Origin of the sequence: Variovorax sp. JS1663 (assembly GCF_002157355.1) — a bacterium.
Classification (GTDB): domain Bacteria; phylum Pseudomonadota; class Gammaproteobacteria; order Burkholderiales; family Burkholderiaceae_C; genus Variovorax.
Window position 1 is genome coordinate 17081 of the sequence record NZ_LYMK01000042.1, and the last position, 22386, is coordinate 39466.

The window sequence follows — 22386 nt, forward strand, 5'->3', positions numbered from 1 at the left end:
AGACACACCATGCGCCTTTTCATCGCAGAAAAGCCGTCCGTCGCCAAGGCCATCGCCGGCGAGCTGGGCGCGACCGGCAAGGGCGACGGCTTCATCGAGTGCGGCACCGACAAAGTGACCTGGTGCTTCGGGCACATGCTCGAACAGGCCGACCCCGACGAGTACACGCCCGATGACGTGCCGCGCGGCCAGTCCGGCAAGAAGGTCTGGCGCGTCGATGAGCTGCCCATCATCCCCGAGAGCTGGATTCTCAAGCCCAAGGACGACGCGAAGAAGCAGCTCGCCGTGATCGGCAAGCTGCTCAAGGAGGCCAAGGAGATCGTCAACGCCGGCGACCCCGACCGCGAAGGCCAGTTGCTGGTTGACGAAGTGCTGGAGCACTTCCGCAACAGCAAGCCGGTGCGCCGCTTTTGGGTGAGCGCGCAGGACTCCGTTTCCGTCAAGCGCGGCCTGGCCGCGTTGAAGGAGAACACCACCTATGCAGGCTGGGCCGACGCTGCACGCGGGCGGCAGCGCGCCGACTGGCTGATCGGCATGAACCTCAGCCGCGCGTACACGCTGCGCGCGCAGCGCGGCGGCTCGCGCGCCCTGCTGACCGTGGGCCGCGTGCAGACGCCGACGCTGGCCCTCGTGGTCGCCCGCGACCGCGAGATCGAGGCATTCAAGGCCGTGCCGTACCACACCATCCGGGCGGTGGTGCAGCACGCCGGCGGCAGCTTCGCCGCCGCATGGAAGGCGAAGGAGGATCAAGCCGGTCTGGACAGCGAAGGCCGCCTTGTCGATACCGCCGTCGCCGACGCCCTGGTGGCCGCCGTCAAGGGCCAGCCGGGCACCATCGCCGCGTACAAACAGGAGGCCAAGAAGCAGAACCAGCCGCTGGCCTTCGCCCTGTCCGACATTACGGCACTGGCCTCGGCCAAGTTCGGCTACAGCGCCGAGGACGTGCTGAACACCTGCCAGGCGCTCTACGAGACGCACAAGCTGACCTCGTACCCGCGCACCGACTGCGCCTACCTGCCGGAGTCGCAGCACGCCGACGCGCCGCGCGTGCTGGAGGCGATCAAGCACGTCAACCCCGAACTGGCCGGCCTGGTCGATGGTGCCGATCCGCGTATCAAGTCCAAGACGTGGGACGACTCGAAGATCACCGCGCACCACGGCATCGTGCCGACCATGCAGAAGGGCAGCAAGGCCGCCCTCAGCGAGCGCGAGCGCAACATCTACGACCTGATCGTGCGCGCCTACCTGGCGCAGTTCTACCCGCTGCACGAGTACATGCAGACCACCGTGGGCGTCGAGATCGCGGGCGAGAACTTCGCCGCGAGCGGCAAGGTAGTCACGCGCAACGGCTGGCGTGACGTGTACAGCCAGGCCGACGAGGAAGGCGAGAAGGACGAGGACGACGACAGCGGCACGCAGGCCCTGCCGTCGATGGCCCAGGGCGACGCCGTGACCTGCACGGACGCCACCCGCAAGGACGCCAAGACGAAGCCGCCAGCGCGCTTTACCGAGGGCACGCTGATCCGCGCGATGGAGAACATCCTCAAGTTCGTCAGCGATGCCGAGCACAAGAAGATGCTGCGCGAGGGCGACGGCATCGGCACGTCGGCCACCCGTGCGTCGATCATTTCCGAGTTGAAGCGGCGCGAGTTCCTGGCCGTCAAAGGCAAGCAGATCATCAGCACGACCCTCGGCCGCAGCGTCATCGACGCGCTGCCCGAGGTTGTGAAAAGCCCGGTGCTGACCGCGCTCTACGAGCGGATGCTGAAAGGCGTCGAGCAGGGCACGGCCGCCCTGGGCGCCTTCATCACGAAGCAAGAGACGTTCATCCGCGACCAGGTGGCGAAGGCCAACAGCGGAGCCGTGACCATCGCCGGCGGCAAGGAAGCCGCGCCGGTGTCATCCCTTCACAAGTGCATGGCCTGCGGCAGCGGCTTGTCGCGCCGGCCGAGCAAGAAGAAGGGGCAATTCTGGTGGGGTTGCAGCAACTTCCCCACATGCAAGCAGACCTACCCCGACCTCAAGGGTCGGCCCGACTACAGCAAGGGCCGCAACGGCCCGGCATCCGAATGACCACAGCGAAGGAGATCGACCATGAACGAGCAAACCACCACCAACACCGCCGCCCACGACGAGCCGCTGGCCGTCCTGCCGCCGGTTGACGACGACGCCGCCGGCCGCGAGGCCGTGCGCGAGAAGATGGCCGACGCGCTGACGCCCGGCTTCCAGGTCGAGTTCGACCCCGACGAAGCCGAGCGCGTGGGCGCGTTCGTGGAGGACGCGCTGTCCGAGCAGGACGCCGCCGCGAGCGGCGACGACCTGGTGGAAGTCGATGGCGCGCTGGAGCCGGCATTCCTGGACGACGAAGGCCCGAGCGCCGACATCCCGCCGTTCATCACCACCACGAACGCCCGCGAGCTGTACGACCTGCGGCCCGGCGAGACGGTTGCCCAGGCCGCCGCGCGCAAGGCGTCGGAGGGCTGACCCATGCCGATCACGAAAGCCGAGGCGCAAGGGGTGACGCGGGCTTTCGTCCGCGACTACCCCGGCGCGCTGGAGCTGGCCTACAAGTTCCGCGAGGACGCGGCCGAGCTGTACGGGCCGCGAGCGGCCGAGGTGCCGGCCGACATGAAGGGCGGCTACGTGCCCAAGGAGACGCTGCACGCCGGCCGCGCCTACCGTGGCCGCGTGGACGTGCCCTTGCAGAACGTCGAGAGCGCCGGCGACCTACTGATGACGCTGCGGCACGAGGTGCTAGGCCACTACGGGGCCAACACCTTCGCGCCGGGCGAGAAGCGCGCCTTGCTGGACGGCCTGGCGGCCGCCCGCAACGAACCCACCCTCAAGCCGCTATGGGATGACGTGAACCGGCGCTATGCCGGCCAGTCCCTGGACGTGCGCGCCGAGGAAGTGTTTGCCCTGCACTGCGAGGGCATCGAGCCGAGCCAGCACCAGGTCGCCGACCAGGTGCAGCAGCGCGGCCAACAGTCATTCACGGAAACCTGCATCGCCCGCGTGCGGCCCATGCAGGCCGACGACCTGCACAACATCGTGTGCATGGTCGCCCAGGGCCTGCGCGACCGTTCCCGGACACAGCAGAACTTCCCTCAGTTCAACGAGCTATTCCGAAGGGACGAGAACATGGAGCCGAAGAAGCCGTTTCACGAAGTCGTGGCCGAAAAGCTGATCGAGCAGCTCAAGGCCGGCACCGCACCGTGGCAAAAGCCGTGGGAGCCGGGCGAACCCAACGCCTACCTGCCGATGAACCCGACCACCGGCAAGCGGTACAAAGGGATCAACGCCATCCACCTGATGGCCCAGGGCCGCAGCGATGCGCGCTGGATGACCTACAAGCAGGCCGCCGCCGTGGGCGCGCAGGTTCGCAAGGGCGAGAAAGGCACGCCGGTTCAATACTGGAAGTTCAGCGAAGAGCAAGACAAGCTGGACGACAGCGGCCGGCCCGTCCTCGATGCGAAGGGCCAGCCGGTCAAGGAAACCGTCATGCTGGAGCGGCCGCGCGTGTTCTTTGCGACCGTGTTCAACGGCGAGCAGATCGACGGCCTGCCGCCGCTCCAGCCGAAGAAGGAACAGACTTGGAACGCCGTCGAGCGCGCCGAGCACATCCTGAAAGCCTCGGGCGCGACGATCACCCACGCCGCCGGTGATCGGGCGTTCTACCGCCCTTCGACCGACAGCATCACCCTGCCGGAGCGCGGCCAGTTCCCCAGCTCCGACCGCTACTACGCGACCGCGCTGCACGAGCTGGGCCACTGGACGGGCCACGCTTCGCGCCTTGACCGCGACCTGGCGCACCCGTTCGGGAGCGAGGGGTACGCCAAGGAAGAGCTGCGCGCCGAAATCGCTTCCATGATCGTCGGCGACGAGCTGGGCATCGGCCACGATCCGGGCCAGCACGCCGCCTATGTGGGTTCGTGGATCAAGGCGCTGCAAGACGAGCCGCTGGAGGTGTTCCGCGCGGCCGCCGATGCCGAGAAGATTCACGACTACGTGCTGGCCTTCGAGCAGAAGCAGGTTCAGGAGCAAGACCAGCAGCAGAGCCAGGCCCAGGACGAAGCCGTGGCCCAGGCCCTGGCCGTGGACATTGCCGAAGTCCTGGACAACCCGGACGTGTCTTTCAGCCACTACCAGGCATTCCAGGGCGACACCCTGGAAGACGCCTTGCGCAGCCGTGGCCTCGAAACCGTGGGCAGCATCACCGGCACCGATCCCGAGCAGTTCTACGCGGTCGCGCATGACCGGCTGTCGCCGGTGTTCGGCATCGACCCGAGCCACACCGACACCGACAACGCCTACCTGGAGCGCAAGGGCTTGGCGCAAGAGTTCGCCAACATGGCCGAACAGCTCCACCTCGCGCAGCAGCTCCAGCAGCACGGCGAACAGATCGTGTCGAGCATCGACGCCGAAGCCAGGTGGAGCGACGGCCAGCGCATCTTTGCGTTCCACGACCAGGACGGTGAACCCCACCAGGTTCGCAGCCTGGACGAGCTGAACAACTACGCGCCCGACCAGTTGATGGCCCTGCCGGCGCTGACCCAGCAGCAAGCGGCCGTCGCAGACCAGGAGGCGAACATGACCCCACCGACCAACGACCAGGCGGCCGCCCTGCTGGCCGCCCATCCTGCCGACGCGGTGCAGGGCATCGAGCAGGCCGCCGCCGCGCGCCGGCAGCTCGCCGCCGGCGAGATCGACGGCCAGGCGTTCGCCGACGCGACCCGTCAACACCTTGGCGTTGAGCTGCCGCCCGACTGGAGCGGAGAGCTGCGCATCGTCGGCGTGGCCGAGCAGGACGGCCAGACCGTCGATGCCGCCCAGGCCGGCATCGAGCCGCAGGCGTTCCAGGTCTACGCGCGCAAGGCCGATGCGCAGTTCGGCGAGGACGCCTTTGCCTTCGTCGCCGGCACCCGCACCGAGGGCCAGGCCGAGGCTCTGACCGAGCGCCTGCACCTGGTCGATGCGCTGGGCACCGACAACCAGCACGAGCGCGCCGCCAAGCTGGCCCGCGTGCAGGAAGAGCGTGTACGGCGCGACCCCAACGCGACCGAAGAGGACATTTCAGCCGCTAAAGAGGCACGCAAGACCGCCGAGGCGTCGGCCATGCTCAACGACAGCGACGCGCAGCGCCGCGCGGCCGAGCTGGAGCGCCAGGAACGCGAGCGGCAGCAGGCGCAGCCGCAGGCCGAGAAGCCCGAACGGCAGTACATCAACGTGCCGTACAAGGAGAAGGACGAGGCCAAGAGCCTCGGGGCGCGTTGGGATCGGCAGCAACAGTCCTGGTACGTGCCGCCGGGCACCGATGCCGCTCCCTTCGCCAAATGGGCGCAGGGAGCCGCTACAGCGGCCGTAGAGCCGCGTTCGGCCCAGCCGGCACCCGAAGCCCAGGGCGAGGCGCAGAAGCCCGCGCAGCAGGCCCAGCAGGCCCGCCAGTACCTGGCCGTGCCCTACGAGCAGCGCAACGCGGCCAAGGCCGCCGGCGCGCTTTGGGACAAGGCCGCGAAGTCCTGGTATGTCGGCCCGCGCGCCGACGCGGCGAAGCTCGAACGCTGGAAGCCCGAGAACGTGCAGGCCCAGCAAGGGCCAGCGATGACGCCAAGGGAAGAGTTCGCCGAGGCCATGCGCAGCGCCGGCCTGTTCACCGGCAGCAACGCCCAGGGCGATCACCCGATCATGGATGGCAAGCGGCACCGCGTGCCGGTCGAGGGCGGCAAGAAGGGCGCGCTCGATGGCTTCTACGTGGGCCACCTGGACGGGCACCCGGCCGGGCGGATCATCAACAACAAGACCGGCACGGACATTACCTGGAAGAGCAAGGGCTACGCCTTGAGCGACCAGGAGAAGGCCAAGCTCCAGGCCGAGGCGGCCGAGAAGCTGGCACAGCGAGCCGTCGAGCAGGACAAGGCCCAGGAGGCCACCGCGCAGCGCGTCGGTCGGCAGATGGCCGACCTCGTGCCCATCGAGCAGCCGACGCCCTACCTGCAAGCCAAAGGCATCCAGGCGCAGGCCGGCGTGATGACCGACCGCGAAGGCCAGAAGACCTACATCCCGGCCTTCGACGCAGAGGGCAAGCAATGGACGATGCAATACATCCAGGAGGACGGCACTAAGCGGTTCGCCAAGGACTCGAAGAAGGAAGGATGCTTCCACCCGGTCGGCGGCATGGACGCCCTGGCGGCCGCGCCGGCGCTGGTGATCTCGGAGGGCTACGCCACGGCGGCCCAGGTGGCCGAGGCCGTGGGCCACGCCACGGTCGCCGCCTTCGACAGCGGCAACCTTGAGGCCGTGGCGAAGGCGCTGCACGCCAAGTTCCCGGACAAGCCGATCATCATCGCCGGCGACGACGACCGGCACCTGGTCATGACCCACGGCAACAACCCCGGCCGGGAGAAGGCCGAGGCGGCCGCCCAGGCCGTGGGCGGCAAGGCGATCTTCCCGATCTTCGCGCCGGCCGAGAACACCTACCCGCGCGACTTGCCCGCCATCACGCCCGACAGCTTCAAGACCCACCTGCGCGCCGAGCAGCGCCTTGCCGACGCCGCCGCCGGCAAGGTCGAGCTGGCCGGCGACGAGGCGGCCAAGCTCAAGGCGTCGATGTTGAGCGGCGCGCAGATCGCGGCGCTGTCCACGATGAAGCAGCACACCGACTTCAACGACTTGGCGCACAAGAGCGAGCTGGGCATCGAGGGCGTGAAGCGGCAGATCGGCGCGGCCATCAGCCAGGTGCAGCGCGACGAGCAGCAGCACCAGGAGCAGAAGCACGTCGAGAAAAAGCAACAGCAGATCGAGCAGCGCCCACGGCGGGCCGCTCGCATCGGATAAGTCGAAAAATCCGGCTAAAGTGGCCGAGCTGCACATCAGGCCGCGCGGTTTTCCTCCCTGATCGCCGGCGCGGTTTCTTCCTCCCTGAACCGCATGCAGACTTGCCGCCTCGGACACCCCGAGGCGGTTTTTTTTCGCCTCGCTCGAGCATCGCCGCATCCGACGATGCCGAGACGACCAGGCCGCGCACGTCGAGCTGCAGCATCGCCATTGCCGACGATGGCACCAGGTCGCCGGCGGTGGCCACCGACCTCGAGCTCGCATCGCCACATCCGACGATGCGCGCCGGCGTCGACCATCGCCAGGTCTGACGATGGCGGCCGCCCTGCCCTGGATCTCGCATCGCCATTTCTGGCGATGAGATCCACGGAGCGGCCATTTAGACCCGCCAATAACGACCCGGCCAAGATATGTCATTTTCAGAAGACGACTGCACCAGTTGATTGGGCGTAATGGCTGTTGTGCAGCCAGCTCCTGACAGTTCAATATCAGAAGTGATCTGCACCAATCTCGACTATGCTCAATACTCGTGTGCACCAAAGCGAGGTGAGCATGGCGACGGACACCCCACGGATTCCAGAACAAGGCGTGGCCACTCTGCCTGATGAGGCTTGGGAGCGTGCGCGCCGTCGTGCGGAGATCATCAGTCCGTTGGCGCAGTCGGAGACGGTCGGGCACGAAGCGGCCGATATGGCGGCTCAGGCGCTGGGCTTGTCTCGGCGCCAGGTATACGTTCTGATCCGGCGTGCCCGGCAAGGCAGCGGCCTCGTGACGGATCTGGTGCCCGGCCGGTCCGGTGGAGGTAAAGGTAAGGGGCGCTTGCCGGAACCGGTCGAGCGCGTCATCCACGAGCTACTGCAAAAGCGGTTCCTGACCAAGCAGAAGCGCAGCCTAGCGGCCTTTCACCGCGAAGTCACTCAGGTGTGCAAGGCTCAAAAACTGCGAGTGCCGGCGCGCAATACCGTGGCCTTACGGATCGCTAGCCTTGACCCGCGCAAGGTCATCCGCCGGCGGGAAGGCCAGGATGCCGCTCGTGACCTACAAGGTGTGGGCGGCGAGCCTCCTGCCGTGACCGCGCCGCTGGAGCAGGTGCAGATAGACCATACGGTCATCGACCTGATCGTGGTCGATGACCGCGACCGGCAACCTATTGGCCGCCCGTACCTGACCCTCGCCATCGACGTGTTCACCCGCTGCGTGCTCGGCATGGTCGTCACGCTGGAAGCGCCGTCTGCCGTTTCGGTTGGCCTGTGCCTCGTGCATGTCGCCTGCGACAAGCGCCCTTGGCTGGAAGGACTGAACGTGGAAATGGATTGGCAGATGAGCGGCAAGCCCTTGCTGCTCTACCTAGACAACGCGGCCGAGTTCAAGAGCGAGGCCCTGCGCCGGGGTTGCGAGCAGCATGGCATCCGGCTGGACTATCGCCCGCTGGGACAGCCGCACTATGGCGGCATCGTGGAACGGATCATCGGCACGGCGATGCAGATGATTCACGACGAACTGCCGGGAACGACCTTCTCCAACCCTGACCAGCGCGGCGACTACGATTCCGAAAACAAGGCCGCCCTGACGCTGCGCGAGCTAGAGCGCTGGCTCACATTGGCGGTCGGCACCTACCACGGTTCGGTGCACAACGGCCTGCTCCAACCGCCGGCCGCGCGCTGGGCCGAGGCCGTGGCGCGTGTCGGCGTACCGGCCGTCGTCACACGCGCTACTTCGTTCCTGGTCGATTTTCTGCCGATCCTCCGGCGCACGCTGACCCGCACCGGCTTTGTCATCGACCACATCCACTACTACGCCGATGCGCTCAAGCCGTGGATTGCGCGGCGTGAACGCTGGCCGTCCTTTCTGATCCGGCGCGATCCGCGCGACATCAGCCGTATCTGGGTCCTGGAACCGGAGGGACAGCATTACCTGGAAATTCCCTACCGTACCTTGTCGCATCCGGCTGTCACCCTCTGGGAACAACGGCAGGCGCTGGCGAAACTGCGGCAGCAAGGGCGCGAACAGGTGGATGAGTCGGCGCTGTTCCGCATGATCGGCCAGATGCGTGAGATTGTGACCAGCGCGCAGAAGGCCACACGCAAGGCGCGGCGTGACGCGGATCGCCGCCAGCACCTCAAGACATCAGCTCGGCCGGACAAGCCCGTTCCGCCGGATACGGATATTGCCGACCCGCAGGCAGACAACTTGCCACCCGCCAAACCGTTCGACCAGATTGAGGAGTGGTAGCCGTGGACGAATATCCCATCATCGACCTGTCCCACCTGCTGCCGGCGGCCCAGGGCTTGGCCCGTCTTCCGGCGGACGAGCGCATCCAGCGCCTTCGCGCCGACCGCTGGATCGGCTATCCGCGCGCAGTCGAGGCGCTGAACCGGCTGGAAGCCCTTTATGCGTGGCCAAACAAGCAACGCATGCCCAACCTGCTGCTGGTTGGCCCGACCAACAATGGCAAGTCGATGATCGTCGAGAAGTTCCGCCGCACCCACCCGGCCAGCTCCGACGCCGACCAGGAGCACATCCCGGTGTTGGTCGTGCAGATGCCGTCCGAGCCGTCCGTGATCCGCTTCTACGTCGCGCTGCTCGCCGCGATGGGCGCGCCGCTGCGCCCACGCCCACGGTTGCCGGAAATGGAGCAACTGGCTCTGGCACTGCTGCGCAAGGTCGGCGTGCGCATGCTGGTGATCGACGAGCTGCACAACGTGCTGGCCGGCAACAGCGTCAACCGCCGGGAATTCCTCAACCTGCTGCGCTTCCTCGGCAACGAACTGCGCATCCCGTTGGTTGGGGTAGGCACGCGCGACGCCTACCTAGCCATCCGCTCCGATGACCAGTTGGAAAATCGCTTCGAGCCGATGATGCTGCCGGTATGGGAGGCCAACGACGATTGCTGCTCACTGCTGGCCAGCTTCGCCGCTTCGCTCCCGCTGCGCCGGCCTTCCCCAATTGCCACGCTGGACATGGCTCGCTACCTGCTCACACGCAGCGAGGGCACCATAGGGGAACTGGCGCACTTGCTGATGGCGGCGGCCATCGTCGCCGTGGAGAGCGGCGAGGAAGCGATCAACCATCGCACACTCAGCATGGCCGTTTACACCGGACCCAGCGAGCGGCGGCGGCAATTCGAGCGGGAACTGATGTGAAGCCTGCGCCGCGCTGGCCGCTGCATCCCGCCCCGAAAGAAGGCGAGGCGCTGTCCTCATGGCTCAACCGCGTGGCCCTTTGCTATCACATGGAGGAGCCCGACCTGCTGGAGCACGATCTTGGTCACGGCCAGGTCGATGACCTGGACACCGCGCCACCACTCTCGCTGCTGGCGTTGCTTTCCCAGCGGAGCGGCATCGAGCTGGACCGGCTGCGCTGTATGAGTTTCGCCGGATGGGTGCCTTGGCTACTGGACAGCCTTGATGACCAGATTCCAGACGCCTTGGAAACCTATGCGTTTCAGCTCTCGGTGTTGCTGCCAAGACTCCGCCGTAAGACGCGATCCATCACGAGCTGGCGTGCCTGGCTGCCCAGCCAGCCGATAAACCGCGCCTGTCCGCTCTGCCTGAGCGATCCGGAGAACCAAGCCGTACTGCTCGCGTGGAAGCTGCCCCTGATGCTGAGCTGCCCGCTGCATGGCTGCTGGCTGGAATCCTATTGGGGCGTGCCAGGGCGGTTTCTCGGCTGGGAGAACGCCGACGCCGAACCGCGCACCGCCAGCGACGCGATTGCGGCGATGGACCAGCGTACCTGGCAGGCACTGACAACCGGTCACGTGGAGCTGCCGCGCCGACGCATCCACGCCGGATTGTGGTTTCGACTTCTTCGCACGCTGCTCGATGAGCTGAACACCCCGCTTTACGCGTGCGGAACCTGCGCGGGGTATCCCCGCCAAGTCTGGGAAGGCTGCGGGCATCCGCTGCGTGCTGGGCAAAGTCTGTGGCGACCGTATGAAACCCTGAATCCGATAGTACGGTTACAGATGCTGGAGGCGGCGGCAACGGCAATCAGCTTGATTGAGGTGAGGGACATCAGCCCGCCAGGCGAGCAGGCAAAGCTATTCTGGTCCGAGCCCCAAACCGGGTTCACCAGTGGCCTGCCGACGAAAGCGCCGAAGCCCGAGCCCATCAATCACTGGCAGCGTGCAGTCCAGGCCATCGACGAGGCCATCATTGAAGCGCGACACAACCCCGAGACGGCACGCTCGCTGTTCGCGTTGGCTTCCTATGGTCGGCGCGATCCCGCTTCCTTGGAACGGTTGCGCGCCACCTTCGTGAAGGAAGGCATCCCGCCGGAATTTCTGTCACATTACCTGCCTGATGCACCCTTTGCATGTCTTAAACAAAATGACGGGTTAAGTGACAAATTTTGACGGATAGAGCTTTCCGGCTCACACTGTCACATAATCGAACGTATACGTGACGGGTGAAAAGGTGCTGATCGGCTACATGCGGGTATCGAAGGCGGACGGATCCCAGTCCACCAATTTGCAACGCGATGCGCTCATCGCCGCTGGTGTGAGCCTTGCGCACCTTTACGAGGATCTGGCCTCGGGCAGGCGCGATGATCGCCCAGGGTTGGCTGCTTGCCTGAAGGCGCTTCGTGAAGGGGACACGCTGATCGTGTGGAAGCTCGATCGGCTTGGCCGTGATCTGCGCCACCTGATCAACACCGTGCACGACCTAACTGCGCGTAGCGTGGGCCTGAAGGTCCTGACCGGTCACGGTGCGGCGGTCGACACGACGACTGCCGCCGGCAAGCTTGTGTTCGGTATTTTTGCCGCGCTGGCCGAGTTCGAGCGTGAGTTGATTTCCGAGCGAACAGTCGCTGGACTTATCTCGGCGCGCGCTCGCGGCAGGAAAGGGGGGCGCCCCTTCAAGATGACCGCCGCCAAGCTACGCCTGGCGATGGCCAGCATGGGGCAACCGGAAACCAAGGTGGGCGATCTCTGCGAAGAACTCGGGATTACCCGGCAGACGCTCTACCGGCACGTGTCGCCCAAGGGCGAACTGCGGCCAGACGGCGTAAAGCTGCTCTCCCTCGGTTCAGCCGCATAAATGGAGGCGACCTGGAACGGGGCGCTGTTCAGTGCGGCAACGATCCGATTACCGGTGTCGACCCAGAGCAGCCGTAGAGCTTTTGGGAAAGCTGTCGTTCAACGCCCGCGGTAAGCTGCGCCGGAGCGAAGCGGAGGGTACCAACAGGCGGAGCCTGTTGGCGTCAGCTTGACCAAACAGTTAGGCTGGGGAGCGGAGGCAGCTTGTTGCACTTGATATCCCCTATGTTTTTGCTGATAGCGGTTCATAACCAGCATCCAAAGGCGCAACCACTGAAATGAACCGAAGTGGGCCAACGCTGGTGCAAAGAACACCGTGCACCTGCCCTTTGTTTGCAACTACGATATCCCCCGGAACAATTGCAACGGTGTTGCCTTGCTCGTCAATTTGATATTGACCTTCCCCTGAAAGGATGGTCCATGTATCTTGTCCGTCGGGGTGAATATGTGGCGCAATAGTTTGGCCGGGCTCCACATGCCAAGCCACGATAACTGAATGCGAAGATTCAACAACAACAGACCGTATTGGTTCTTTCTCGGCTGGCTGCATGAATTCATGGGACTTATACACGCGGTGAGTGCTCATTTTTTGCTCGGCGGTCTCAAACTTGAAGTGCAACACCTGAACCCCAGGTAATTTGCACAGATGACTTCACGATACACGCACTTGCAGCCAGAAGATCGACTGACTGTGGCTTCTCTTTTGCAGCAGGGCTATAGCCAACGATCCATTGCTCACCTGCTCGGGCGCAGCCCCAGCACCATTTGCCGTGAGCTTTCCCGCAATGGTTCGACCTCTGATGGCTATGCCTTCAAGCCCGCCCAGGCGGCCTGTGAGGCCCGCCGCATTGCCTCTCGGCCTTTGCCCAAGCTGCACCCGCATGGCTCGCTGTGGCGCGTGGTCTGCGATCTTTTGCTGTGGCGTTGGTCGCCCCAGCAGATTGCCCGCACACTGCAGGGCATGCACCCCGAGGACTCCAGCCAGCATGTGTCTCACGAGACAATCTACAACGCCATCTATGCCTATCCCCGTGGAGAACTCAAGAAGCAGTTGATTGCCTTACTGCGCCAGGGGCGCAGTGGCCGCCGGCCTCGTTCAGCAGGTCAGGATCGCAGAGGTCAGATTCCCGAGATGGTCAGCATCCATGTGCGCCCTCCCGAGGTCGATGACCGGCTGATGCCGGGCCATTGGGAGGGGGACTTGATCAAGGGCGCCAACAACCAGTCTGCCGTGGGTGTGCTGGTGGAGCGCAGCACGCGCCTGGTGCTGCTGTGCAAGATGCCTGATGCAACGGCCCAGAGTGCCCTGGCGGCCTTCACGGCCAAGCTCAACCAGGTAGCCCAACCCATGCGCCAGACGCTCACCTACGACCAGGGCAAGGAGATGGCCCGCCATCGGGAACTGGCGAAGGCCACGGGGGTGCGGGTGTACTTCTGTGATCCGCACAGTCCCTGGCAGCGAGGTAGCTGCGAGAACACCAATGGCTTGCTGCGCCAGTTTCTGCCTAAGGGGACGGACCTGAGCGTGCACGATCAGGATGCGCTGGATTCGATTGCTGACCTGATGAACAACAGGCCGCGCGAGACGCTCGGATGGAAGTCTCCGTACCAGGCGTTTCAGCAGTTCATGCAGGCCATTGCGCAGCGCCAAGGCGCTACCATTCACTGACTCTCAAACCGTTTCAATCAAGCAGCAGTGTTGCGCTTCGGATTTGAGACCGCCCTCTATAAAAATCATCACGTAGTCTATGGTAGGCACGTTGGCATTAGATGCTCCTCAAGAAATGACATGTTCTAGTGAAAATCCGTGCCCCCTGGGTTTGCCGAGTCATGGCGTAGTTGCTGCAAACCCCAGTGCCGCCGAGAGCGCCCGCGCTTCCTCCTGCACCAGCGCGGCATAGCTCTTCACCACCTCTTCGCTGAGTCTGGCGCTCGGGCCGAACAGGCCGAGCGAGCCCACCACGCGGCCGCTGCTCTCGAAGAAAGGGGCGGCGATGGCGACCGCGCCCTGGATCAGTTCGTCGCGGCTGGTGGCATGGCCGTCGCTGCGCACCTGCTGGAGCTGGCCGGTGACCCGCTTCGCATCTGCCGCGCTGATCGCGCCATACGCCGGCAGGTCGCGTGCGTCGACATTCAGCCAGGCCAGGATGGAGCGGCCGCTGGCGCCGCGCACCAGTTTTTCGCGGTAGCCCACGCCGCGGCGAAAGCTCAGCGGCTGGGTACTGGGCAGCTCGGCCACGCAGACGCGGTCCACGCCCTCTTGCACGTGCAGCGACACGGTCTCGCGCGTGGTCTCCCACAGCCTGCGCATCATGGGCTGGGCCACGGTCTCGTAGCTGGTGCCGGCCGACCAGGCATGCGCCAGTTGCGCCACGGCAGGGCCCAGGCGAAAGCGCTGGGGCTCGCCCTGCGAGCTGAGAAAGCCCTTGGCGTCCAGCGTGTCGAGCAGGCGGTACAGGGTGGGGCGGCTCAGGTCCACGCGCTTGAGCAGCTCGGCCACCAGCAGGCCATCGTCGCCGGGCTTGAAGGCCAGCAGAATGTCCAGCGCGCGCTGCACGGCGCGCACGCCGCCCTCGGATTTGTCGGTGTCGGCAGCGGCATCGGCTGCCGACGCAGTGGGTATTTTCATGGTGCTACTGTAGCGTGAATTGTCCATCTGACGGACTCGATTCCGGGGCGATTTTCCTCAAGAAGCTTCGAGTTCACGCAGGCACTGCAGGGCCATGTCCATGGCGGCGCTGCGCGAGGTGTCGCGGCGCCAGTACATCATCACCGGCGGGGCGGCGCTGAAGCGGATGGGCAGCCTTTTCAGCGCCCCCATGCGCTCGTACTGTGCGATGGAGCGCTCTGAGGCGATGGTCACCATGTCGCTGGCGGTCAGCATCGAGAAGCTGGCGAACACCGAGTTCGACTGCAGCGCATCGGCCGGCAGGCTGCGGTTGGCCAGGCGCAGCTCTTCGTTGAGAAGGGTGCGTACGGGGGTGTCGGGGCTGAACACCACCCAGCGGTAGCGGTACAGGTCGTCCCAGCCCATGGACTTGAGGCGGTGCAGCGGGTGGCCCTTGCGCGCCACGAAGTGCAGGGGCTCGTCATAGAGCGCTTCCGACTCGACCTGCGCCGTCAGGTACTGGGGCTGGTAGCGGCCCACGGCGATGTCGAGTTCGCGCCGGCCCAGCATTTCCATCAGCCGGTCCATCGTGCCTTCGAAGATGTCCACGCGGGCGCGCGGCATGGCCTGCAGCAGGGCCAGCACGGCGGCCGGCACGGTGCTGGCAATCGTCGCCCCCGATCCGCCGATGGCCACGTAGCCGGTGCTGCCGGCCAGCAGCAGCGCCATTTCGTCGCGCGCCCGGTCCAGGTCCACGCCGATGCGCCGGGCGTGCTCGATCAGTGCCTCGCAGTAGTGCGTGGGCCGAAGGCCCCGCGCATGCCGCTCGAACAGCACCACGCCGATGTCGGCCTCCAGGTCCTTGAGCCATTTGGAGAGCGCGGGCTGCGTCATGTGCAACAGCTCGGCCGAGCGGCTCACGTTCTGTGTCTCGGCCAGGCTGACCAGCAGCTGCAGGTGGCGCAGACGGATGCGTTGTGTCCAGTCCATGAGGTATGTCCTGTTTTGTATAGCTAAGTCATTTTATTCATTGGATTGTTGATGGCTTGCCACCAATACTGCGCAACTGAACGACAACCAGGAGACACGACTCATGACGAAGGTGGCGCAGCATTACATCGACGGGGCCTGGGTGCCCGCACGCGGAGCCATCGGCACCACGCTGAACCCCGCCACGGGCGAGCCGGCCGGGGAGTTCGTGGAGGGCACGGCCGCAGACGCGCAGGCCGCCATCGCCGCCGCCGACCGCGCATTCCATGCCACGTCCTGGAAGCACGATGCCCGGCTGCGCTCGGAGGTGCTGCTGGCCGCCGCCACCCGGCTGGAGGAGCGCCGCGAGCAGGTGGCCCACCTGCTGGTGGCCCAGAACGGCAAGCTGCTGCGCGAGGCCCTGGGCGAGGTGGGCGCTGCCATTTCCGAGCTGCGCTACTACGCCGGCCTCGCGCGCAACCTGTTCGGGCGGGTGGTCGAGATCGAGCCGGGCTGCTTCAGCACGCTGCACCGCGAGGCGGCCGGCGTGGCGGTGATCATCGTGCCCTGGAACGCACCGGTGACCTTGCTCGTGCGCTCGCTGGGCCCCGCGCTGGCGGCCGGCTGCACCGTGGTCGTCAAGCCAGCGCACCAGACCGCGCTGGTGAGCAACCTGGTGCTGGAGACGGTGCTGTGCGACCCGCGCGTGCCGGCCGGCGTGGTCAACACCGTCACCGAGTCCGGCGCCGAGGTGGCGCGCGCGCTGTGCGAGTCGCCCGACGTGGGTGTGATCAGCTTCACCGGCTCCACCGCCGTGGGCAAGGCCATCGCACGGGCCACGGCGGGGAATCTCACGCGCCTGTCGCTGGAGCTGGGTGGCAAGGCCGCTGGCTTGGTCTTTGGCGACTGCGACATCGCCGCCACCGTGCGCGGCATGCTGGCGGGCGGGCTGATCCTGTCAGGTCAGCAGTGCACGGCGCTGGCCCGGGTGCTGGTGCACGAATCGGTCTACGACCGCTTTGCGGCCGAACTCTCCGAGGCCATGAGCCGCGTGCAGCCCGGCCCAGGCATGGACCCCGCATCCGGCATGGGGCCGTTGATCGACGTGGCCAACCGCGAGCGCATCCGCGCGCTGGTGGAGGGCGCGCCAGGCGCCTCGGGCAAGGTGCTGGTGCACGGCGAGGTGCCGGGCGGTGCGCTGGCCCGAGGCGCTTTCATCGCCCCCAGCCTGATCGCCGTTGACGACCTCGCCAGCCCGCTGGTGCAGAACGAATTGTTCGGCCCGGTGATGGTGATCGAGCGCTTCAAGGACGAGGACGATGCCGTCATGCGCGCCAACGCCACGCGCTATGGCCTGGCGGCCAGCGTCTGGACGGGCGACGCGGGCAAGGCCCGGCGCGTCGCCAGCCGGCTGCGCTCGGGCAGCGTCTGGATCAACGCGCACAACAAGCTCTTTGCCGAGATCGAGACCGGCGGCGAGCGCGACAGCGGCTACGGCCGGCTGCATGGCGTGGAGGGCATGAACGACTTCCTGGTGACCAAGCATGTCTACCAGAGCCACATTGCGTGACCCCGCAGCAGAAAGCGACCCGATGAATTCATCCCCAATTACAACCCAGGCCCTGCAGGGACTGGCCCTGCCCAGCGTGCGCGACACCTTCTACCACCTGATGCGCGAGGTGGGCTGCACGAAGATCTTCGGCAACCCCGGCTCCACCGAGCTGCCGATGGTGCGCAACTTTCCCGACGATTTCGAGTACGTGCTGGGCCTGCAGGAGGCCTCGGTGGTCGGCATGGCCGACGGATACGCGCAGGCCAGCGGCAACGCCGCGTTCGTGAACCTGCACTCGGCTGCCGGCGTGGGCAACGCCATGGGCAACATCTACACTGCCTTCAAGAACCAGACGCCGCTGGTCATCATCGCGGGCCAGCAGTCGCGCTCGATCCAGCCCTTCGACCCGTATCTGAACTCGCGCCGCGCGGCCGAGCTGCCCCAGCCCTATGTGAAGTGGAGCATCGAACCCGCGCGCGCGGAGGACGTGCCCGCAGCCATCCGCAAGGCCTACCACATCGCCATGCAGCAGCCACGCGGCCCCGTGCTGGTGTCGGTGCCCTCCGACGACTGGGACAGGGGCTGCCAGCCGCTGATGGCGGCGCAGGTAAGCCAGGCAGTGGCGCCCGACCCGGCGCAGATCCAGCGGCTGCGCACGCTGATCGGCAGAAGCCGGCGCGTCGCCCTGGTGGTGGGCGCGGCCATTGATCGGGAGTCGGCCTGGCCCGAAGCAGTGCAGCTGGCAGAGGCTTGCCAGGCTGCCGTCTTCGCGGCGCCCATGTCCTCGCGCGCCTCCTTCCCCGAGACACATCCCCACTTCCAGGGCTTCCTGCCCGCCTCGGCGGCGGCCATTCGTGAGCAACTGCACGGCCATGACCTGGTGCTGGTGGTCGGCGGGCCTGCGTTCACCTACCATGTGGAGCGCGATACCGAAGGCTCGCACCTGCCCGAGGACGCCATGCTGGCGGTGCTGACCGACGACGCCGAGGCCGCCGCCTCCGTGCCCCAGGGCATTGCGGTGCAGGGCAGCGTGCGCCTGGGGCTGCAGGCGCTGCTGCAGGGCCTGGGCGAGCGGCTCGCGGCCGACGTGCCGCGCCGCCCCCGGCCCGCGCTGGCCGAGGGCACCAGCCCCATCAGCGTGGCCTACGTGCTGCAGACCCTGTCGCGGCTGCGTGATGCGCGCGACATCATCGTCGAGGAGGCGCCGACGGCCCGCGTGGTGATGCACCAGTACCTGCCCATCACCGAGCCCGGCACCTTCTACACCATGGCCAGCGGCGGGCTGGGCTACGGCATGCCGGCGGCCGTGGGCATCGCCATGGCGCGGCGCGACCGGCGTGTCATCTGTGTGATTGGCGACGGCTCCAGCATGTACAGCATCCAGAGCCTGTGGACGGCTGCCCAGCAGGGCGCCAACGTGGTCTTCGTGGTGCTCAACAACCGCCGCTATGCGGCGCTCAAGCGCTTTGCCGGCGTGCTCGGCTTCGCGCCGAGTGAAAAACTGGTCGGCATCGACATCCCCGGCATCGATTTCAGCGGCCTGGCCACGTCGCAGGGCTGCTTTGGCGAGAAGGTGGACCGCTGGGAGCAGGTCGAGCCAGCGCTTGCACAGGCCCTGCAGCGCCAGGGCCCCAGCGTCATCGACGTGGAAGTGGCCTGATGGCAGGCCGCATGCCACGATAGGTGGGACGCCACCGGACATTCCCCCGAATACATAAAAAGGAGACACATGACACACGCAACCACCGGGCTCGGCCGAGCCACCAAGACCCTCCTGGCACTCACCTGCCTGGCCACTTCCATGGGCGCCTCCATGGGCGCCACCGCGGCGCAGTGGCCCGACAAGCCCATCACCATCATCGTGGGCTATGCGCCCGGGGGCGCCAACGACGTGATCGCGCGCTTCCTGGCCGAAAAGCTGCAGCCTGTGCTCAAGCAGACGGTCATCGTGGAGAACCGCGCCGGGGTCGCCTCCATCATCGGTGCCCAGGCCGTGGCGCGCGCCAAGCCCGATGGCTACACCCTGCTCATGGGCGCCAGCGGCCCCATGGTGTTCAACCACGCGCTGTATTCGAAGCTGCCCTACAAGCCCACGGACTTCGCGCCCATCTCGCTTACCGGCACCTTCCCGCTGGTGCTGATCGCCAACAAGGACGACCCGGCGCGCAACGTCAAGGAGCTGGTGGAGGCCTCCATCCGCCACCCCGAGCGCTCCAACTACGGGGCCAGTGCGGCATCGTTCCAGCTGATCACCGAGCTGTTCAACGAGGCCACGGGCGCGAAGTTCTCGCACATCGGCTACAAGGGCAGCATGGAGTCGGTGACGGCGGTGATGTCCAAGACGGTGTCCATGACCATCATCGACGCAGGCCCGGCGGCCACGGGCATCAACAGCGGCAAGGCCAAGCCCCTGGCGGTGACCTCCGCCGAGCGCATGAAGCAGTACCCCGACGTGCCGACGATGAAGGAACTGGGCATCGACGCCACCATCACGCTCTGGAGTGGCCTGTTCGCGCCGGCCAACACGCCGCCCGAGATCGTCAAGCGCCTGCATGCGGAGGTGGAGCGCATCGCGGCCACGCCGGAGGCCAGGCAGCGGCTGGAGTCCCTGGGGGTGACGCCCGTTGCTTCCAGCAGCCCGGCCCAGTTCTCCGATCAGATCGACAGCGAGATCGTGCGCTGGAAAGAGGCCGCCCGGCGCAGCGGCGTGAAGGCCGATTGAAAGGCGACGCGATGCCCGCCACCACCCAACAATCCACCCCCGAGGTGCTGCTGCAGGTCACCAGCACGGGCCTGAACTGGCCCACGCCACCGGTGTTCGCCAGCCCGGAGGACGAGCGCCTGCACTTGAAGCAGCGCCTGGCTGCAGGCTTTCGCATCTTCGCGATGCATGGCTTCGACGCCGGTATCGCGGGCCACATCAGCGCGCGCGACCCCATTCTCACGGACCACTTCTGGGTCAACCCGCTGGGCATGCACTTCAGCCGCATCACGGTGTCCGACCTGGTGCTCATCGACCACGACGGGCGCATCGTGCAGGGCCAGCACCCGGTGAATGCGGCGGCGTTCTCCATCCACTCGCGCATCCACCGCGCGCGGCCCGATGTGGTGGCGGCAGCGCACTCGCATTCGCGCTACGGTACGGCCTTTGCCTCGCTGGGTCGGCCGCTGCCGCCCATCACGCAGGAGGCCTGCGCGTTCTACGGCGACCATGCCGTCATGCAGGCCTATGGCGGCATTGCCAGCGAGCTGTCCGAAGGCGACCTCATCGCCCAGAGCCTGGGCCAGGGCAAGGCCGTGATCTGCCGCAACCACGCGCACTTCACCGTGGGCCATTCGGTGGACGAGGCGGTCTTCTGGTTTTTGCGCATGGAGCGCGCCTTCGAGCAGTACCTGCTGGCCTGCGCGGTGGGTTCGCCCGTGGAGATCGACGCGGCCACGGCCGCCGCCACGGCGCGCCAGGTCGGCTCGCACCGCGCGGGTTGGTTCGCCATGCAGCCGCTGATGGACAAGGTGATTGCCGAGCAGCCAGAACTGCTGATTGACGCTTGCCAACAAGGAACGCCGGCCGTTGCATTGCGCAACGGCCGGCGTTTGCATGGGTGGCGGTGTTCAGCAGTCGAGCACGAGGCTTCCCGACTTGCAGCCCGAGACGCAGACCATCATCGACCGATTGGCCGCCTGCTCCTGTTTGCTCAGGATCAGGTCGCGGTGGTCCACATCGCCCGAGATGACCTTGACCTCGCAGGCGCCGCACACCCCCTCGCGGCAGCTGTACTCGGGGTTCATGCCAGCGTCGATCAGTGCGTCCAGCAGCGCGATGCCGGGCGCCACGTGCACGGTCTTGCCGGACTTGCGCAGCTCCACGGCATAGCCGTCCTGGGGCGTCTGGGGCGCGGCCAGCGGCGCGGCGGCAAAGCGCTCCAGGTGCACATGGGCCAGGCCCAGCTGTTCGCAGGCCTGCTCATAGGCATCCAGCAGGGGCAGGGGGCCGCAGCAGTAGAAGTGCGTGCCAGCGGGGTGGCCGGCCAGCAGGTGGGGCAGGTCGGCGCGCGTGCCGCGCTCGTCCTTGAAATGCCAGTCCACCGTGAGCCGGCCTTGGGAGGCGGCGGCGAGCGACTCGATCTCGGCCACGAAGGCCGCGCTCTGGCGGCTGCCCGCGCAGTAGATGAGGTGGGCCGGGCGCCCGAGCGCTGCCAGCCGCTGCAGCATGGCGTAGATGGGCGTGATGCCGATCCCGCCGGCCACGAGCACGCTGTAGGGCGCGGCTTCGTCGAGCGCGAAGTGGTTGCGCGGCCCGCCGATGGCGATCTGTCGGCCCACGCGCAGAGATTCGTGCACGAAGCGCGAGCCCCCGCGGCTGGCCTTGTCCAGCGCCACGGCCACCACGTAGCGGTGGCTTTCGCCGGGGTTGGTCAGCGAGTAGCTGCGCGTGAGGCCATCGGCCAGGTGCAGGTCGATGTGGGCACCGGCTTCGACCGCCTGCGCGAAGGCCGTGGCCGGCGCCAGCGGGCGCAGCTCCACGCTGACGGTGCCCGCCGCCTCGTACCGCAGCTGCTGAACGAATGCCTGAAGGGAGCTGGAGGACATGGCTCTCTCACATGATGTGCAGGCCACCGTCCACCATCAGCGTGGTGCCGGTGATGAACGAGGCTTCGCCGGATGCGAGCCAGAGGATGGGCCAGGCGATCTCTTCGGGCGATGCCCAGCGGCCGATCAGCGAGGTGTCCTTGCGCTCCACCTTGAGCTGCTCGACGCTCTTGCCCGCCCCCTGCGCGCGGCCGACGTGGAAGTCGGTCAGCGTGGAGCCGGGGCACACCGCGTTGGCGCGCACGCCGTGCGCGGCTTCCTCGAAGGCCAGGCTGCGCGTGTATGCCAGCTGGGCGGCCTTGGTCGCGTCGTACAGCGCCATGCCCTTGCGCCCGGTGACGGCGTAGCACGATGACACGTTGACGATGCTGCCTGTGCCCGCCGTGCGCAGCGCCGGCAGGGCCGCGCGGCAGTAGTTGGACATGCCCACCAGGTTCACGCCCACCATGGCATGCCATTCGGCGGCCGTGGCGTCCGCTGCCGCGCTGTAGTTGCGCATGGCCGCGTTGTTCACCAGGATGTCGAGGCCCCCCCACAGAGTGGCGCACTGCTGCACGGCGGCCAGGGCGGCGGCCTCGTCGGCCACGTCGGCCGTGGCGCAGGCCAGGCGTGCGCCGGGCAGGGCCTCTTCGATGGCCGTTCGTGTGCGTTCGAGCGCCTCGCCGTTGGCGTCCACCAGCAGCACGGCGGCGCCTTCGCGGCAAAAGAGATGGGCGGCTGCGGCGCCGATGCCCGCGCCCGCACCGGTGATCAGGGCGGTGCGCCCTGCGAGTCGGAGTTCGTTGCGCATCG

Annotated in this window: 16 protein-coding genes and 1 pseudogene; 12 read left to right on the plus strand and 5 right to left on the minus strand. The window is 66.8% G+C overall.

Annotation, left to right across the window (positions count from 1 at the left end):
• Positions 1-9 precede the first annotated feature (9 nt).
• From A8M77_RS27055 to A8M77_RS27095, 7 genes are all read left to right on the plus strand, one after another.
• Positions 10-2073 (plus strand): DNA topoisomerase III, encoded by a 2064-nt coding sequence (locus tag A8M77_RS27055; protein WP_086924600.1) that lies wholly within the window; start codon positions 10-12, stop codon positions 2071-2073.
• A gap of 21 nt (positions 2074-2094) precedes the next feature.
• A complete protein-coding gene (locus A8M77_RS27060) occupies positions 2095-2484 on the plus strand; it encodes a protein TraD (RefSeq protein WP_006122510.1) in 390 nt (129 codons plus the stop codon).
• Positions 2485-2487: 3 nt separating this feature from the next.
• Positions 2488-6834: a zincin-like metallopeptidase domain-containing protein gene (locus A8M77_RS27065; RefSeq protein ID WP_011114055.1), complete on the plus strand. Its 4347-nt coding sequence runs from the start codon at positions 2488-2490 to the stop codon at positions 6832-6834.
• 516 nt (positions 6835-7350) lie between these two features.
• Entirely contained in the window at positions 7351-9066 is a 1716-nt protein-coding gene (locus tag A8M77_RS27080) for a Mu transposase C-terminal domain-containing protein (RefSeq protein WP_086924601.1), read from the plus strand.
• 2 nt (positions 9067-9068) lie between these two features.
• Entirely contained in the window at positions 9069-9977 is a 909-nt protein-coding gene (locus A8M77_RS27085) for a TniB family NTP-binding protein (protein ID WP_003155746.1), read from the plus strand.
• Positions 9974-11191 (plus strand): TniQ family protein, encoded by a 1218-nt coding sequence (locus tag A8M77_RS27090; protein ID WP_086924602.1) that lies wholly within the window; start codon positions 9974-9976, stop codon positions 11189-11191. Before A8M77_RS27085 ends, A8M77_RS27090 begins: the two co-directional genes overlap by 4 nt.
• A gap of 76 nt (positions 11192-11267) precedes the next feature.
• On the plus strand, positions 11268-11876 hold the full coding sequence (locus A8M77_RS27095; RefSeq protein ID WP_152960984.1) for a recombinase family protein: 609 nt from the start codon (positions 11268-11270) through the stop codon (positions 11874-11876).
• Between the two features lie 222 nt (positions 11877-12098).
• On the opposite strand, the gene A8M77_RS27100 is transcribed toward A8M77_RS27095, so the two are convergent.
• On the minus strand, positions 12099-12461 hold the full coding sequence (locus A8M77_RS27100; protein ID WP_013722854.1) for a cupin domain-containing protein: 363 nt from the start codon (positions 12459-12461) through the stop codon (positions 12099-12101).
• Between the two features lie 60 nt (positions 12462-12521).
• On the opposite strand from A8M77_RS27100, the gene A8M77_RS27105 reads away from it, so the two are divergent.
• Positions 12522-13544, plus strand: a complete 1023-nt coding sequence (locus tag A8M77_RS27105; protein ID WP_086924603.1) for an IS30 family transposase — start codon at positions 12522-12524, stop codon at positions 13542-13544.
• Between the two features lie 159 nt (positions 13545-13703).
• Here A8M77_RS27105 and A8M77_RS27110 read toward each other — a convergent pair whose 3' ends face one another.
• Positions 13704-14504, minus strand: a complete 801-nt coding sequence (locus A8M77_RS27110) for an IclR family transcriptional regulator (RefSeq protein WP_086924612.1) — start codon at positions 14502-14504, stop codon at positions 13704-13706.
• Between the two features lie 57 nt (positions 14505-14561).
• Positions 14562-15473: a LysR family transcriptional regulator gene (locus A8M77_RS27115; RefSeq protein WP_086924604.1), complete on the minus strand. Its 912-nt coding sequence runs from the start codon at positions 15471-15473 to the stop codon at positions 14562-14564.
• Between the two features lie 103 nt (positions 15474-15576).
• Between A8M77_RS27115 and A8M77_RS27120 the strand changes: the two genes are divergently transcribed.
• The 4 genes and pseudogenes from A8M77_RS27120 to A8M77_RS27135 form a co-directional block, all read left to right on the plus strand.
• A complete protein-coding gene (locus tag A8M77_RS27120; protein WP_057204712.1) occupies positions 15577-17022 on the plus strand; it encodes an aldehyde dehydrogenase family protein in 1446 nt (481 codons plus the stop codon).
• A 22-nt stretch (positions 17023-17044) separates the two neighbouring features.
• Positions 17045-18664: a benzoylformate decarboxylase gene (gene mdlC, locus A8M77_RS27125; protein ID WP_057204710.1), complete on the plus strand. Its 1620-nt coding sequence runs from the start codon at positions 17045-17047 to the stop codon at positions 18662-18664.
• A 69-nt stretch (positions 18665-18733) separates the two neighbouring features.
• The gene (locus A8M77_RS27130; RefSeq protein WP_086924605.1) at positions 18734-19726 is read left to right on the plus strand and encodes a Bug family tripartite tricarboxylate transporter substrate binding protein; all 993 of its coding nucleotides are present in this window, start codon (positions 18734-18736) and stop codon (positions 19724-19726) included.
• An 11-nt stretch (positions 19727-19737) separates the two neighbouring features.
• Positions 19738-20484: pseudogene (locus A8M77_RS27135) on the plus strand (class II aldolase/adducin family protein); the annotation flags it as partial.
• A gap of 132 nt (positions 20485-20616) precedes the next feature.
• Here the strand turns inward: A8M77_RS27135 and A8M77_RS27140 are convergent.
• Together A8M77_RS27140 and A8M77_RS27145 are read right to left on the minus strand one after the other, a co-directional pair.
• Positions 20617-21594: a PDR/VanB family oxidoreductase gene (locus A8M77_RS27140; RefSeq protein ID WP_086924606.1), complete on the minus strand. Its 978-nt coding sequence runs from the start codon at positions 21592-21594 to the stop codon at positions 20617-20619.
• A gap of 7 nt (positions 21595-21601) precedes the next feature.
• Positions 21602-22384 (minus strand): SDR family NAD(P)-dependent oxidoreductase, encoded by a 783-nt coding sequence (locus A8M77_RS27145; protein WP_086924607.1) that lies wholly within the window; start codon positions 22382-22384, stop codon positions 21602-21604.
• Between the last annotated feature and the right edge of the window lie 2 nt (positions 22385-22386).

Coding starts and splice junctions, on each gene's coding strand:
- A8M77_RS27055 (WP_086924600.1), top strand. CDS start 10: ATGCGCCTTTTCATCGCAGAAAAGCCGTCCGTCGCCAAGGCCATCGCC.
- A8M77_RS27060 (WP_006122510.1), top strand. CDS start 2,095: ATGAACGAGCAAACCACCACCAACACCGCCGCCCACGACGAGCCGCTG.
- A8M77_RS27065 (WP_011114055.1), top strand. CDS start 2,488: ATGCCGATCACGAAAGCCGAGGCGCAAGGGGTGACGCGGGCTTTCGTC.
- A8M77_RS27080 (WP_086924601.1), top strand. CDS start 7,351: ATGCTCAATACTCGTGTGCACCAAAGCGAGGTGAGCATGGCGACGGAC.
- A8M77_RS27095 (WP_152960984.1), top strand. CDS start 11,268: ATGCGGGTATCGAAGGCGGACGGATCCCAGTCCACCAATTTGCAACGC.
- A8M77_RS27100 (WP_013722854.1), bottom strand. CDS start 12,461: ATGAGCACTCACCGCGTGTATAAGTCCCATGAATTCATGCAGCCAGCC.
- A8M77_RS27105 (WP_086924603.1), top strand. CDS start 12,522: ATGACTTCACGATACACGCACTTGCAGCCAGAAGATCGACTGACTGTG.
- A8M77_RS27110 (WP_086924612.1), bottom strand. CDS start 14,504: ATGAAAATACCCACTGCGTCGGCAGCCGATGCCGCTGCCGACACCGAC.
- A8M77_RS27115 (WP_086924604.1), bottom strand. CDS start 15,473: ATGGACTGGACACAACGCATCCGTCTGCGCCACCTGCAGCTGCTGGTC.
- A8M77_RS27120 (WP_057204712.1), top strand. CDS start 15,577: ATGACGAAGGTGGCGCAGCATTACATCGACGGGGCCTGGGTGCCCGCA.
- mdlC (WP_057204710.1), top strand. CDS start 17,045: ATGAATTCATCCCCAATTACAACCCAGGCCCTGCAGGGACTGGCCCTG.
- A8M77_RS27130 (WP_086924605.1), top strand. CDS start 18,734: ATGACACACGCAACCACCGGGCTCGGCCGAGCCACCAAGACCCTCCTG.
- A8M77_RS27140 (WP_086924606.1), bottom strand. CDS start 21,594: ATGTCCTCCAGCTCCCTTCAGGCATTCGTTCAGCAGCTGCGGTACGAG.
- A8M77_RS27145 (WP_086924607.1), bottom strand. CDS start 22,384: ATGCGCAACGAACTCCGACTCGCAGGGCGCACCGCCCTGATCACCGGT.